12 protein-coding genes are annotated in these 13,906 nt (G+C 44.7%); 5 read left to right on the top strand and 7 right to left on the bottom strand.

Going from position 1 to position 13,906, the window contains the following annotated elements:
* Nucleotides 1–648: 648 nt before the first annotated feature.
* The 3 genes from CLHUN_RS08040 (at nucleotide 649) to CLHUN_RS08050 (ending at nucleotide 3,325) form a co-directional block, all read left to right on the top strand.
* Entirely contained in the window at nucleotides 649–1,416 is a 768-nt protein-coding gene (locus CLHUN_RS08040) for an ABC transporter ATP-binding protein (RefSeq protein ID WP_080064074.1), read from the top strand.
* Nucleotides 1,403–2,224, top strand: coding sequence for an ABC transporter permease (locus CLHUN_RS08045; RefSeq protein ID WP_080064075.1), 822 nt, complete (start codon nucleotides 1,403–1,405; stop codon nucleotides 2,222–2,224). The genes CLHUN_RS08040 and CLHUN_RS08045 overlap by 14 nt, the downstream gene beginning before the upstream one ends.
* A 111-nt stretch (nucleotides 2,225–2,335) precedes the next feature.
* Complete coding sequence (locus tag CLHUN_RS08050; RefSeq protein ID WP_080064076.1) at nucleotides 2,336–3,325, top strand: ABC transporter substrate-binding protein; 990 nt, start codon at nucleotides 2,336–2,338, stop codon at nucleotides 3,323–3,325.
* 108 nt (nucleotides 3,326–3,433) lie between these two features.
* Here the strand turns inward: CLHUN_RS08050 and cysK are convergent, their stop codons facing one another.
* The 4 genes from cysK to CLHUN_RS08070 all read right to left on the bottom strand — a co-directional run bounded on the left by cysK (nucleotide 3,434) and on the right by CLHUN_RS08070 (nucleotide 7,186).
* Nucleotides 3,434–4,360 (bottom strand): cysteine synthase A, encoded by a 927-nt coding sequence (gene cysK / locus CLHUN_RS08055; protein ID WP_080064077.1) that lies wholly within the window; start codon nucleotides 4,358–4,360, stop codon nucleotides 3,434–3,436.
* 239 nt (nucleotides 4,361–4,599) lie between these two features.
* A complete protein-coding gene (locus tag CLHUN_RS08060) occupies nucleotides 4,600–5,409 on the bottom strand; it encodes a MetQ/NlpA family ABC transporter substrate-binding protein (protein ID WP_080064078.1) in 810 nt (269 codons plus the stop codon).
* 108 nt (nucleotides 5,410–5,517) lie between these two features.
* A complete protein-coding gene (locus CLHUN_RS08065; RefSeq protein WP_080064079.1) occupies nucleotides 5,518–6,177 on the bottom strand; it encodes a methionine ABC transporter permease in 660 nt (219 codons plus the stop codon).
* Between the two features lies 1 nt (nucleotide 6,178).
* Nucleotides 6,179–7,186, bottom strand: a complete 1,008-nt coding sequence (locus tag CLHUN_RS08070) for a methionine ABC transporter ATP-binding protein (RefSeq protein WP_080064080.1) — start codon at nucleotides 7,184–7,186, stop codon at nucleotides 6,179–6,181.
* Between the two features lie 470 nt (nucleotides 7,187–7,656).
* On the opposite strand from CLHUN_RS08070, the gene CLHUN_RS08075 reads away from it, so the two are divergent.
* Nucleotides 7,657–8,103 carry an RrF2 family transcriptional regulator gene (locus tag CLHUN_RS08075; RefSeq protein ID WP_080064081.1) on the top strand — a complete coding sequence of 149 codons (447 nt, stop codon included), beginning with the start codon at nucleotides 7,657–7,659 and terminating at the stop codon, nucleotides 8,101–8,103.
* A gap of 127 nt (nucleotides 8,104–8,230) precedes the next feature.
* Here CLHUN_RS08075 and CLHUN_RS08080 read toward each other — a convergent pair whose 3' ends face one another.
* The 3 genes from CLHUN_RS08080 to CLHUN_RS08090 form a co-directional block, all read right to left on the bottom strand.
* Nucleotides 8,231–9,397 (bottom strand): trans-sulfuration enzyme family protein, encoded by a 1,167-nt coding sequence (locus CLHUN_RS08080; protein WP_080064082.1) that lies wholly within the window; start codon nucleotides 9,395–9,397, stop codon nucleotides 8,231–8,233.
* A gap of 41 nt (nucleotides 9,398–9,438) precedes the next feature.
* Nucleotides 9,439–10,260: an ATP-dependent sacrificial sulfur transferase LarE gene (gene larE, locus CLHUN_RS08085; RefSeq protein ID WP_080064083.1), complete on the bottom strand. Its 822-nt coding sequence runs from the start codon at nucleotides 10,258–10,260 to the stop codon at nucleotides 9,439–9,441.
* 498 nt (nucleotides 10,261–10,758) lie between these two features.
* Nucleotides 10,759–12,924: a DNA topoisomerase III gene (locus CLHUN_RS08090; RefSeq protein WP_080064084.1), complete on the bottom strand. Its 2,166-nt coding sequence runs from the start codon at nucleotides 12,922–12,924 to the stop codon at nucleotides 10,759–10,761.
* 477 nt (nucleotides 12,925–13,401) lie between these two features.
* Here CLHUN_RS08090 and CLHUN_RS08095 point away from each other — a divergent pair, with 477 nt between their 5' ends.
* Nucleotides 13,402–13,833, top strand: a complete 432-nt coding sequence (locus CLHUN_RS08095) for a hypothetical protein (RefSeq protein ID WP_080064085.1) — start codon at nucleotides 13,402–13,404, stop codon at nucleotides 13,831–13,833.
* Nucleotides 13,834–13,906 lie beyond the last annotated feature (73 nt).

Here is a 13,906-nt window from a genome sequence, read left to right on the forward strand (position 1 = left end):
TTATAGAAGATTATACAGATAAACAGGAAACTTTAAATAAGTTATTAAATAAATATAGGGAAAAATACAATATAGAATAATTAGAAAATAAAAAGGATATTAATTCGAGAAAGTTATAAAAAATATAAAGTGACATTTTCGTTTGTCAATTTCTGTTTCTTTAAATATAAAGTTGAAATTAGAGATTACAATAAATCAGTGTTTTGTGTTGTGCAAATAGGTTAAAAGGATTCACGGGCTGTCTTTTCTTTGATTCATTGGTAATGTTTTAACGGAGTCGTTTATAACCCCGTAACTCATCTATGTAAAGCGGGTAGAAAAATAGGGTGGACAGTTTGCATTAGCTTGGGTGCATAAACAGGCTTTTTATATTTGTCGTAGTAACTTTATTATGCAACCTGAAAAAACAGCTTATATCAAAGATTGTGCGGTATGCAACAAATGAGTAAGTAAAAAAGAATATTGCTGCAAAAAGAAATAGATAGCTGTCAGCGATCCAGCCTGCCTTGCCGGCCCATCAGCATATGATGGGCTTTTTGTTTATCTGCTTTTTACTTGACAGTTCAAAAAACTTTAACCAAATCCGCTTTGTACCTATATACTGTAATAGAAATATTTCAGCACTTCGGTGGCGGGAGCTGTTGCAAGTTGCCATACATAGTAGAAATAAACAATATAGCCATGAACTATCAGTCACCCAATGGCGAGATACCTGCCATCACAAATGTGAGCCTTCAGGTGGAAAAGGGTGAGTTCATTTGTATCGTAGGACCCAGCGGCTGCGGGAAATCCACTCTGCTCTCAATAATCGCAGGGCTTGTAAAGCCATCCTCCGGCAGCATTCTCATACACGGGAAGGAAACCACTTCTTCCAGCCGCCAGGTTGGCTATATGCTTCAAAAGGACTACCTTTTTGAGTGGAGGACAATTGAACAGAATGTAATGCTTGGGCTGGAAATAAGCAGGGCTGGAACCGATGAAAATATCAAATACATGAACGGTTTGTTGAAAACCTATGGACTGCTGGATTTTAAAAGCAAGTACCCCTCCCAGCTTTCAGGCGGTATGAGGCAGAGAGCCGCCCTTATCAGGACTCTTGCCCTCAGGCCGGAAATCCTCCTTCTGGATGAAGCCTTCTCCGCACTGGATTATCAGACAAGGCTTGCAGTTGCAGAAGATATCTATTCCATAATAAAAAAAGAGAACAAGACCGCAGTACTTGTAACCCATGATATAGCAGAAAGCATAAGCATGGCCGACAGGGTCGTGGTTTTAACCGGCAGGCCCGCAACTATTAAGAGTATCCACCATATAAAGCTTACCTGTCCGGAAAGAACACCTTTTTTAAGCCGTGAAGCTCCCGAATTCAGGTATTATTTCAATAAAATATGGAAGGAGCTGGATGTCCATGTCTAAAGCGGTTGATATAAAGCCCTCCAAAGAAAGGCTGGAGTACTTGAGAGGCCGCAGGAGAAAAAAGCTTCTGATAAGCCTTGCACAGGTAATGATACTGATTATCTTTGTGGCCCAATGGGAAATCACAGCCAGGCTTGGGATTATCGACCCCTTTATAACCAGCCAGCCCACCAGAATCATAAATACAATTATACGACTATATAATGAAGGCCAGCTTTTCCACCATGTGGGAGTCACCTGCCTTGAAACGGTAACAGGCTTTGTATCGGGTACTATACTGGGAACCTTTATAGCGGTAATACTCTGGTGGTCGGAATTTTTGACAAAGGTGCTTGAGCCCTACCTGGTTGTCTTAAACAGCCTTCCCAAAATAGCGCTTGGACCCATCTTTATTGTGTGGTTCGGGGCAGGAATAACTTCCATTATCGTCATCGCTCTTGCCATATCACTGGTGGTTTCAATTCTGGAGGTTCTGCACGGCTTCGCCTCTACCGACCAGGAGCAGATTAAGCTGGTAAAAACCCTCGGAGCAGGCAAGCTTCAAATATTCACAAAGGTTGTACTGCCGGCAAATCTTCCGGTGATAATGAATTCCCTGAAAATCAATGTGGGACTATCCTGGGTGGGGGTTATTGTTGGAGAATTTCTGGTTTCCAGAGCGGGACTGGGCTATCTGATAGTATACGGCGGGCAGGTTTTTCAGCTTGATCTGGTAATGTCCAGCGTGATAATACTCTGTATGGCGGCAGGCATTATGTATAAGGCTGTGGTACTGGTTCAGCAGCTTTTTTTAAAGAGCCGCATTTAAGCTTCCCGGCAATTGCAAGGGATAAATTCTCGCTGCCGGCAACTGTTTCGGCGGTGTAAAAAATAAAGCATTGTGTAAAAGCGTGCAGACGCACGCAGATAGGAGGTGGCTGTGAAAAGGATATGCCTCGTACTAGCAGTTCTATTGTGCGTAGCTGTGGCTATTTGCGCATGTGGAACCGACTCGCGGAAGACAAAAGTGATTTTAAGCGAAGTAACACACTCGGTATTTTACGCACCCCAGTATGTGGCCATGGAAAAAGGCTTTTTCAAGGAGGAGGGGCTTCTAGTGGAGCTGCAGAACGGTCAGGGTGCAGACAAGGTAATGACCGCAGTTTTGTCCGGCCAGTGCCATATAGGTCTGGCAGGCCCGGAGGCAAGTATATACGTCTATAACGAAGGCAAGGAGGACTATTCCGTCGTCTTTGCACAATTAACCAAGCGGGACGGCTCTTTTCTGGTGGGCAGAAAACCTGAAGCCGGCTTCAAATGGAGCAATCTCAAGGGAAAGAACATAATAGGAGGCCGCAAGGGCGGAGTACCCGAAATGACTGTTGAATACGTGCTCAACAAAAACGGGCTGGTGCCCGGCAGGGATGTAGAGGTAGACACCAGCATCCAGTTTGCTTTGATGGCAGGAGCCTTTACAGGGGGCAAGGGTGACTATGTCACACTGTTTGAACCTACAGCCTCACTTTTGGAAAAAGAGGGAAAGGGCTATATTCTGGCCTCGGTAGGTCAGGAAAGCGGTGAGATTCCTTATACCGCCTATTTTGCAAAGAAAAGCTACATAGAGAAAAACAAGGACATCATCCGGAAGTTTACAAGAGCTGTCTACAAGGGCCAGCAATGGGTGGATACACATTCTCCGAAGGAGATCGCTGAAGCCGTAAAAGCTTCTTTTCCGGACACCGATGCGGAGGTTCTGACAACCGTTGCCCAAAGATATCAGGCCATTGATGCCTGGTGCAAGGACCCGGTGATGAAGGAAGCCTCCTTCCAGCTTCTCCAGACCGTTATGGATAAGGCCGGGCAGTTGAAGCAAAAGGCCCCCTACTCCAAGGTGGTGGACAATACCTATTCTGCCGAAGCAATGAAATGATTGCTGCTTATAAGTATTCCGGCGGGCGCATTCCAGAAGGAGCAGCCGGAATACTTATATTTTTGTCCTCCTGTCCGGCTGCCTGCATTAAAAACAGCTTATTTCCGGCTAATCACCGTATAGCTTGTCTGAAAGATACCTTTCTCCCGTATCCGGAAGCACTGCAACTATTGTTTTGCCCCTGCTGTCGGGTCTTTTTGCTATTTCCGTGGCCGCATGAACCGCCGCCCCGGAGGAAATGCCAACCACCAGTCCCTCCAACCTTGCCAGTCTCCTGCAGGTTTTGACAGCCTCCTCATTGGTCACCTTGAAAATTTCGTCCACCACATCTGCATTAAATACCCCGGGAACAAAGCCTGCTCCAATCCCCTGAATTTTGTGGGGGCCCTTTTTACCGCCCGACAGAACAGGTGAAGAATAAGGTTCTACTGCAACAACCTTCAGTTGGGGCCTCTTTTCCTTCAAGGCCTCTCCGGCACCGGTAACAGTTCCTCCCGTGCCAACTCCTCCAACTAATATGTCAACTTCTCCGCTGGTGTCCTTCCATATTTCCTCTGCAGTTGTTCTTCTGTGAATCTCAGGGTTTGCAGGATTATCGAACTGCTGGGGCATAAAGGCACCGGGTATTTCCGCAGCCAGCCTGCGGGCCTTTTCTATTGCACCCGGCATCCCATCCGCACCGGGTGTCAGAACAATTTCAGCACCCAGAGCCTTGAGCAGACTCCTCCGTTCCAGGCTGAAATTTTCCGGAAGTGTGATAATCAACCTGTAGCCTTTGGCTGCCGCCACAAATGCCAGCCCGATTCCTGTATTGCCGCTGGTGGGCTCGATTATCACCGTATCCTTACTTATAATGCCTTGCTCCTCGGCAGCCCGTATCATTGAATATGCAGTTCTGTCCTTCACACTGCCCAGGGGATTATAATACTCAAGTTTTCCAAGAATTCTGGCATGGATGGAATTTTCCAGGTTATATCTGCTCAGTTCCAGTAAGGGAGTATTTCCAATAAGCTCAATCAGGCTCTTATATAGCATATGCCTACCTGCCTCCTGCACTATTTTATTTATAATTCAAGAACTAATATAATTCATATAAGTTTAGTATGTTATATTTTAATATTATATCCTTTTCCTGCCCGGAAGTCAATTATTTTTAAAATACCTTAAGGCCGGTTCAGACTGCCTTTTCAAACGGGAAAGCAAAAGGCTCCTGACCCCGGGGGAGAGCTTTCACCCGGGCAGAAGCCTTTTTTTATAAGCCTTTTATTATTATCTTAGAATAATGGGACAACAGAACCCTTATATTTCTCTTCAATGAACTTCTTCACCTTTTCACTCTTGAGAGCTTCTATCAGGGCCTTGATATCCTCTCTGCCCTCATCGCCCCTGCGCACGGCTATTATATTGGCATAGGTCTTTGCCGAATCGGAATCAAGTTCTTCCTTTGCCAGGGCATCAGTATTGACATTAAAGCCGGCTTCTAACACATAGTTTCCATTTATTACTGCCAGGTCAACATCCGGAAGAGCCCTGGTAAGCTGTGCCGACTCAAGCTCCTTTATCTGTAGCTTTTTGGGATTTTCTGCAATATCCTTGACTGTGGCGTTAAAGCCTGCCTTGGGATCAAGCTTTATCAGACCGGCGGTTTCCAGCAGGATGAGTGCTCTGGCTTCATTTGTGGTATCATTGGGAACAGCAACTGTTGCACCGTCCTTTAAGCCGTCAAGGGATTTTACCTTGCCCGGATAAACTCCCAGGGGCTCATAGTGTATCTGTGCCACGGAAACTAAATCCGTTTTGTTTTTTACATTGAAATCGTCAAGATAAGGCTTATGCTGGAAGTAATTTGCAGCAAGGTTCTTATCCTGCAAGGACAGGTTTGGCTGTACATAATCCGTAAATTCCTTTATTTCAAGCTCTATACCCTTCTCCTTAAGTATGCCCTGCACCTCTTTGAGTATTTCTGCGTGCGGTGAAGGACTAGCTCCCACAACCAGCTTCTCTGATTTTGAACCGCAGCCTGTCAGAGCTCCTGCCACAACAAAGGTTAATGTAAGTACTAATGCTAATAATCTTCTTTTCATTGACTCGTCCCCCTAATTATATATTTTTATTTTTATATTTATGGCTATGGCTGACTGGAGTAAAAGCGGCAAAGCCACTTGTTCCGATGCTTCAGGCTTGCCACAGCTTTATTTCCTCTTATCCTGCCTTCGGGCTATTTTCATACCTGCCTCCTGTACAACCTGGACAACTACCACCAGCAGGGCCACTGTTACAACCATGATATCCTTCTGATACCTGTAATATCCATATCGGATGGCTGTATCGCCCAGTCCCCCGCCTCCGACTATGCCGGCCATGGCGCTGTAACCCAGAATTGTGGTTGTGGCTATGGCAGCTCCCACTATCAGAGAGGGTACAGCCTCAGGTATCATTACCTTGCATATTATCTGAAAAGGACTGCAGCCCATAGAGATTGCAGCTTCGATAACGCCCTTATCCACTTCCTTTATGGAGGATTCCACCAGCCTGGCTATAAACGGTGCGGCTCCAATTACCAGAGGCACCACCGTAGCAGTTGAGCCGATGGTTGTTCCGATTACAAAGCGGGTAAAGGGTATGACTGCTATCAGCAGAATGAGAAATGGAACGGAGCGGACAACATTTACTACCAGATTCAGCAGCTTATTCAATTTCGGAAGAGGCAATATGCCGTTCTTTTCACTTATTACCAGCAAAACTCCCAGAGGAAGTCCCAGGACATAAGCCAGGGAGGTTGACAGCACAGTCATGTAAAGTGTCTCAAGGAGGCTTTTTGCTATCATTGCCACGGTTGAACCATCCCACATATTATCTCACCTCCTCAACTGACAGATTCTGAGTTTTCAGGTAACGTATTATCCTGTCGGATACCTCATCATCCTGGGGAAGCTGCAGGACCAACTGTCCAAAAGCCTTCCCGTCAATATCCTTCATATCTGCAAACATAATATTGACCTGGGCCCTGCATTCAAGAATCATCCTTGATATGACGGGGTCAAAGGAGGAACTGCCTTCAAAAACTATTCTGCACAGGCGTTTCCCCAGATACTGCCCTATCCTCTTTCCATCTGGAAATACCAGTCTCTGAGCGGCTGCAGTCTTTGGGTGTGAGAATACTTCGGCAACCGTACCCGTTTCAGCTATGCCGCTTTCATCTATAATCGCCACATGCGTACAAATCTGCTCTATGACGCTCATTTCATGTGTAATTATTACTATGGTGATTCCCAATCTCTTATTTATGTCCCTTAAAAGTTCAAGTATTGACTTTGTTGTGGCAGGATCAAGGGCTGAAGTTGCTTCGTCGCACAAAAGCACCTTGGGATTTGTAGCCAGAGCCCTTGCAATTGCTACTCTCTGCTTCTGTCCTCCCGAAAGCTGCGCAGGGTATGCCGCAGCCTTATCCGACAGACCCACTGTTTCCAGCAGCTCTCTGGCCCTCTGCCTGGCCTCCCTCTTCTTCATACCTGAAATTTCAAGAGGAAAAGTTATGTTCTCCTCAGCAGTTCTCTGCATAAGCAGGTTAAACTGCTGAAAAATCATTCCCATTGACCGCCTTACATCCCTCAACTGGCTTTCATTCAATCTGGAAAGATCTTTACCGTCAACTATTATAGTTCCGCCGGTAGGCCTCTCAATATAGTTTATACAGCGCACCAGGGTGCTTTTACCGGCGCCGCTCATCCCAATAATACCGAATACCGCCCCCTCCTCAATGGAAAGGTCTATATTCTCCAATGCCCGTACTTCCTTGTCCTTGAGAGAAAATATTTTGGTCAGTGCCTTGATCTCAATTATCTGCTTCCTTGTATGCATACAACCTCCAGTACTCCCTTGTACATCAATAAACTCACAGGTATGCGCCATACCCTATTGACGTACCGGATCAGCCAACATAATAAATTAGTTACCATAATAAACACAAGTATTCATATAATTCATATATGTCTTCTGTCGGTTTTTTATAGTATAGATTACCAAAAACCATTTGTCAATATATTTTTTATAAATCATATATGAATACTATGGATTGTCTCGTTACCCCAAATAAAAGTATATTTGGCAGGTGGCACTTTGTCAATGTAAACAGCGGTTTACCAGCATTTGTCTGGAATTTCTGAAAATAACCCTAAAATAAAGTATTCTCGCCTGTTCAAATAAGTTGACACGCTCAATTATATGTGTTTTAATAAAACATATATAATTACTATGACATATTATTTGTATTATTGCACATAATTGGCAGCATACAATCGGTGATGCGTGAAAACGCAGTGGAGGAATATATGAGAATATCTTCAAAAGGCAGATACGGCCTGGCAGCAATGATTAGTGTTGCCCAACTTGGCAGTACCGGCGATTTTGTTACGGTTATAAGCATTGCAGAAAAGCTGGGAATATCCAAAATATATCTTGAACAGGTTTTTTCCCTTTTAAAAAGATCCAAGCTGGTTACTTCCATCAAGGGCTCCCAGGGAGGCTACCAGCTTTCCAAGTCTGCTGATAAAATTACCATATTGGAAATTTTGCAGGCTGTGGAAATAAGCCTGTTTGAAAAAACAGAGCGCTCAGTTTCAGATTCGGCAATGGAAATAGAAAACGTACTTAAAAATCTGGTTTGGGGCGGTCTTGACAATGCTGTCATATCCTCTTTGCAAAAAGTAACCCTGGGGGACCTTGTCTCAGAGGCTGACAAGGTAAAAAACAGCGAGGATTTCATGTTTTATATATAGTGTGACATCTGAATTCATACATGCTGCGGTTAAATATCCAGGGCGGCGTTGTAATTGTCCATGCTGGATATACGTTTTGAAGTCCGCCAAAAGCCCGGCTTATGCCGGGCTTTTTCAGCAGTATTTTCTATGCTTCAAGTGCCTGCTCCAAATCCGCAATAAGATCCTCCACATTTTCAATTCCCACAGAAAGCCTCAAAAGCCTGTCATTGACACCCAGCCTGTTGCGGATTTCCTCAGGCACCGCGGCATGTGTCTGCAGCATGGGGTATGTTATCAGGCTTTCCACTCCTCCCAGACTTTCTGCAAACAGTATGACCTTTATTCTGCCCAGTACTTTTTCCACCAGCTCTGCCGAAGCCACCTCGAAGGAAATCATTGCCCCGAAGCCGGTTGCCTGCTTAAGAGAAATATTGTAGCCTGCATGTTCAGGCAAACCTGCATAATAAACCTTTTTTACATTTTTGTGCCCCTTAAGCCATCCGGCCAGTTCCAAAGCATTTTTTTGCTGCTTGTCCAGCCTTACACTCAAGGTCTTTATGCCTCTGAGCAGCAGCCAGCTATCGAAGGGGGAAAGTACGGCTCCCTCGGATTTTTGAATGAGCTTGAGCCTTTCAGCCTGCTCCTGGTCTTTTAAAACCACAAAACCTGCCAGGGTATCGTTGTGCCCTCCCAGATACTTTGTTCCGCTGTGCACCACAATGTCTGCTCCCAATTCCAGCGGTCTCTGGCAATACGGAGTGAGGAAGGTATTGTCAACAATAAATACTGAATTTCTGGCTTTTGCAATCCCGGCAATCCGACCGATATCCGCAACCTTCATAATGGGATTGGTGGGCGTCTCAATAAAAACAGCGGCGGTATTGGCTCTGTATTCCCTTTCAATTGCCTCTGCATCGCTGGTATCAACATAGCTGAATTCCAGGCCGTAATTTTTGTATACCTCTTCAAATATCCTGTAGGTACCTCCGTACAGGTCGTCGGAAACAATTATGTGCTGTCCGGGTGAAAACATTTTCAGCACCGAGGATATTGCAGCCATACCGCTGGAAAATGCAAAACCGTATTTGCCGTTCTCAAGAATGGCCATGGTATTTTCCAGTTCTTCCCTGGTGGGGTTTTGAAGGCGGGAATAGTCATAGCCTGTGGACTGGTTCAACCCCGGGTGCCTGAAGGTCGCGCTCTGATATATGGGAAAGCTTATAGCCCCTGTGTTTGAGTCATAGCCCTTGCAGCCATGAACCACTTTGGTTTCAATATGAGTTTTTCCGCTGTAGCTGTCATGTGTTTCCATATTAACCTCCCAAGCTATGAAATAGCTTCCTGCGTTTCTTATCAGGCCTTGTCCGCCTGGCTGAGTCCTTCGTTCATGCTTCCTGCTCTATAGCCCTTCAAGTCCAGAGCCGTGTACATAAAGCCGATTTTTTTGAATTCCGTATATATCTTTTCTCTGATTTCAGGTTCAATTATTTTCTCAAAGCTCTCCCGGGTTACCTCGATTCTTGCTATATCCTTATGAAATCTCACTCTGACCTGCCTGAAGCCCAAATCCAGCAGAAACTGCTCTGCCAGGTCTATCATGCGAAGCCTTTCCCTGGTTATCTTTTCACCATAGGGAAATCTTGAAGAAAGACAGGCAAAAGCCTGCTTGTCCCAGGTTTTAAGTCCCATCTCCCTTGAGAGCGCGCGTATTTCTTCCTTTGTAAGTCCGGCTTCCCTTAAGGGGCTGACTACGCCATGCTCCCTTACAGCCTGCATACCCGGTCTGAAGTCTCCCAGGTCATCTACATTTGACCCTTCAAAAATGCACTCCATTCCCTCTTCGTCGGCTACAGCCTTTATTTTTTCATAAAGCTCATTTTTACAAAGGTAGCACCTGTTTACAGGATTATCCGAAAAGCCTTCCACCTCAAGTTCCTCCGAGGTAATAACCCTGTGCTTTATACCGTTGTTTTCCGCAAACTCAATTGCCTCTTTCAATTCCCTCTCAGGATAGGTGGAGGAATGTGCGGTAACTGCCACCACTCCGGTTCCCAGCACCTCTGCCGACACCTTCAGCAGAAAGGTGGAATCCACACCTCCTGAAAAGGCCACTACTGCGCTTTTCTGATTTTTAATGATGGTTTTGAGATTATCCAGTTTATCGTATATGCCCATGTATTATTCCTTCTCTCTGTTAAAATCTCTAGTACAGCATTCGGTAAATCCTGGCACATAATTCGGGTATATTTTTTCGAACTACATCGTTGTCAAAAAGAATAACATAGTTATTCTTGATTGAAATAAAGCAATTATTCCGCACTCCTCCGCCTTGTATTTCCAAAAAATCTCCTCCAAATTTATGCGCCCTATTTATCGAATGTTGTACTAGTGGTCTGTAACATCTAAAACGTATATTGCCGGCGTGGAAAATTTTTGCAGGGTAAGGCGGAGGACGAAGGCAATACTGTATGTATTGGCAAGAACGGCAACGAAAACCCGCGCAGGAATTTAACCGTCGGCAATATGTGACTTCCAGGTGTTACAGATTCCTAGTATTCCTATATAAATTATTAAGATAATACTATATCTTATTTAACCTGTCAATTGCATAAGCAACCAAAGAATAAAAATAAACTCCTGTATTGACGGACCCGGCTGACCAGGTCCCTGCTGCTATCCCTTCCATTTTGCCAAGGCATCTGCAAGTGCGGAATTGATATTTTCCTCCGACTCCTGCTGCTTCATGTACTTAGCCACTTCTTTCTTGTCCACCTGCTCACCCCTGCGCTTTTTAAAGGCTTCAAGCTTTTCTCTGTACCCGCAGGCACAGTAGAAGGACTTGTTGTCGCCCTCACCCCTGATTTCCATCTTTTTATGACATTCAGGGCATCTGGCGTTGGATATCAGAGTTACATTTTTTCTGAAGCCGCATTCCCTGTCGGGGCATACCAGCATTTTGCCCTTTTTGCCATTGACCTCCAGCAGGAACTTACCGCATTCGGCACATTTCTCCCTTGTGACATTGTCGTGCCTGAACTGTTCGGAGTTTGCGATAACCGCCCCAACCAGCCGTGCGGCATAGCCTTTCATATCACCCACAAAGGAGCCCGGACTTACCTTGCCCTTGCTTATGAGTGACAACTGCTGTTCCCATTTTGCTGTGAGCTCAGGAGACTTTAAATCCTCAGGCACAAGACCTATGAGCTGAACCCCCTTTGAGGTGGGGTGGATTTCCTTGCCCCTGCGCTCAATGTAAAAGGTATTGAACAGCTTTTCGATTATATCGGCCCTTGTAGCAGGAGTTCCCAGCCCGCTGGTGCTTTCCAGCGTCTCCTTCAGGGCTTTGTTCTCAACAAATTTTCCCGGGTGCTCCATAGCGGACAAAAGCGTTGCTTCTGTATACCTGGAAGGCGGCTTGGTTTTGCCGCTTACGGCCTTGGGTGCAAGTACCTTTGCCTTCTGCCCTCTGACTACCTCGGGCAGCGCCTGGTCCTCGTCCTCCTCCTCACCGTCTTCCAGATGCCCAAAGCCCTCATAGACAGCTTTCCACCCCCATGCCCTGACTATCCTGCCTCTGGCGGTAAAATTTTCTCCGCCTATATCCAGCCTTACAATTGTCTGCTCATACTCAAAGGGGCTGCTGAGAACTGCTATAAAGCGCTTTACAATCAAATCGTATATGTTTCTCTCCTCAATATTAAGAGCAGAAAGGTTTACATACTGCTCGGTGGGTATGATTGCGTGGTGGTCTGACACCTTGCTGTTGTCCACAAAACGCTTTGTAACGCTGAGCCTGTTTCTCAGAATACCCTGTACCGGCTTTGCATACTGTCCTACGGCTATGCTTTTCAACCGCTCGTTAAGCGTTGGGACAATGTCCTCGGTAATATATCTGGAATCTGTTCTGGGGTAGGTAACCAGCTTGTATGTCTCATACAGTCTCTGCATTATATTCAGTGTCTGTTTTGCAGAATAGGAGTATTTCCGGTTTGCGTCCCTTTGAAGTTCCGTAAGGTCGTAGGCCAGCGGCGGAAGCTCCTTTTTCAGATCCCTTGCCACCTCCCGTACTTCGCCGGTCTTCCCCGTTATGTTTCCGACTATGCTGTCCGCCTGCTCCTTGCTGAAGGTGCGGGTCTGGTTTGTATCCCGGTCCTGCCACTGGACCGAAAAGCCGTTAAACTGCGCCGTTATGGTCCAGTACTCCCTGGGAACAAATTTCCGTATTTCCTCCTCACGGGCTACAATCATTGCCAGTGTGGGAGTCTGTACTCTTCCGGCAGACAACTGGGCATTGTATTTGCAGGTAAGCGCCCTGGTTACGTTCAGGCCTATCAGCCAGTCTGCCTCCGATCTGCTCTGTGCGGAATAGAACAGGTTGTCATATTCTCTGGCGGGTTTTAAATTTGCAAAGCCTTCCTTTATGGCCTTATCTGTCTGGGAGGATATCCAGAGTCTCTTTATGGGTTTTTTAAAGCCCGCCTTCAGGATTATCCATCTGGCCACAAGCTCTCCCTCCCTGCCTGAGTCTGTAGCAATGACCAGTTCGCCCACATCCTCCCTGCGGAGAAGCGCTTTAACCGCTGCGAACTGCTTGGCGGTCTGCTTTATGACCACCAGCTCCATCTTGTCCGGGAGCATGGGCAAATCCTCAAGATTCCATGATTTATACTTATTTCCATAAGCCTCGGGATCTGCAAGTGTTACCAGGTGTCCCAGAGCCCAGGTTACAATATATTTCGAACCTGAAATAAAACCGTTTCCGTTCTGGCCGCAGCCCAGGACCTTTGCAAGGTCTCTTGCCACAGATGGCTTTTCCGCCAGTACCAAAGTTTTTGACATAATTCAGTCAGTCCCCCTTCTATGCTGTTATTTATTAGCTCTATCTTTCAGCTATTTTACGCAATCAGGAAAATATTAATTTACCACACTACAATAATATATTACTGAATATTCCAGCTTTTCGCAAACCCAAATAACGCTATCCATTGTACCTCATAAACCTGAATGATATAAGCCTAAAATAAAAAATTATATTTGACACAAATATAGACAAAAAATTTATTTACTTTATGTTAAAATAAACCAGGTTTTAGACAATGTAATTTGAAAATACTCATAAATCTAAATGCAAAAAACTTTTGAGAAGGAGCTAAAAATGAAAAAATTAGTAGAATCACATTAGTGGATGGGTTGATAATTATATATACATACGGATTGCTGATGGATGGACTAATCTACCAACAAGATTTGTGTATGGTGATTGTCATGGTTCTTGGGCGTATACGACAGTAGTCCCAAGCTAGTAGAGGTGTTTATATGAAAAAGTCAAAGTTTTATATCGCACTACCTGCCTTAATTATCACAATAATTGCACTTTGCTTAATTTATTTCGTTAACGAGAACAGCAACAAAACGTTTACAAACTTTTACGGCAACGATATGCATAAAATAGACAAAATTGATATTATAAATGGAAGCAATGGAAACATTGTGACTATTACCGATAAAAAAATGATTAGCGACATACGTAATTATTTCTCAAGTCTAGAGTTTGAAAAAGCACCTGATGACAAAAAAGATGGATGGACATATTCTTTTGCAGTTTATGAAGGTTATAAGAATTCCTTTAATATAACTTTTATGGGTGAAAACGATTGTGGAATTAATGGTAAAAAATACAAAATAACAAAATCTAATGGAGACACGGTTGAATCATTATATGTCACAGCTAAAAATTTTAAAAAATAATACTGTCATAGTATTTTAAAAATTATTAATTTTTTTAGGAGGAAGTAGAGCCAATATTGTATATGTTGACTCT

This window comes from Ruminiclostridium hungatei, assembly GCF_002051585.1.
GTDB classification, from domain to species: Bacteria; Bacillota; Clostridia; order Acetivibrionales; family DSM-1351; genus Ruminiclostridium; species Ruminiclostridium hungatei.

Coding starts and splice junctions, on each gene's coding strand:
- CLHUN_RS08045 (WP_080064075.1), top strand. CDS start 1,403: ATGTCCATGTCTAAAGCGGTTGATATAAAGCCCTCCAAAGAAAGGCTG.
- cysK (WP_080064077.1), bottom strand. CDS start 4,360: ATGCTATATAAGAGCCTGATTGAGCTTATTGGAAATACTCCCTTACTG.
- CLHUN_RS08065 (WP_080064079.1), bottom strand. CDS start 6,177: ATGTGGGATGGTTCAACCGTGGCAATGATAGCAAAAAGCCTCCTTGAG.
- CLHUN_RS08090 (WP_080064084.1), bottom strand. CDS start 12,924: ATGTCAAAAACTTTGGTACTGGCGGAAAAGCCATCTGTGGCAAGAGAC.
- larE (WP_080064083.1), bottom strand. CDS start 10,260: ATGGGCATATACGATAAACTGGATAATCTCAAAACCATCATTAAAAAT.
- CLHUN_RS08095 (WP_080064085.1), top strand. CDS start 13,402: ATGAAAAAGTCAAAGTTTTATATCGCACTACCTGCCTTAATTATCACA.
- CLHUN_RS08080 (WP_080064082.1), bottom strand. CDS start 9,397: ATGGAAACACATGACAGCTACAGCGGAAAAACTCATATTGAAACCAAA.
- CLHUN_RS08060 (WP_080064078.1), bottom strand. CDS start 5,409: ATGAAAAGAAGATTATTAGCATTAGTACTTACATTAACCTTTGTTGTG.
- CLHUN_RS08075 (WP_080064081.1), top strand. CDS start 7,657: ATGAGAATATCTTCAAAAGGCAGATACGGCCTGGCAGCAATGATTAGT.
- CLHUN_RS08070 (WP_080064080.1), bottom strand. CDS start 7,186: ATGCATACAAGGAAGCAGATAATTGAGATCAAGGCACTGACCAAAATA.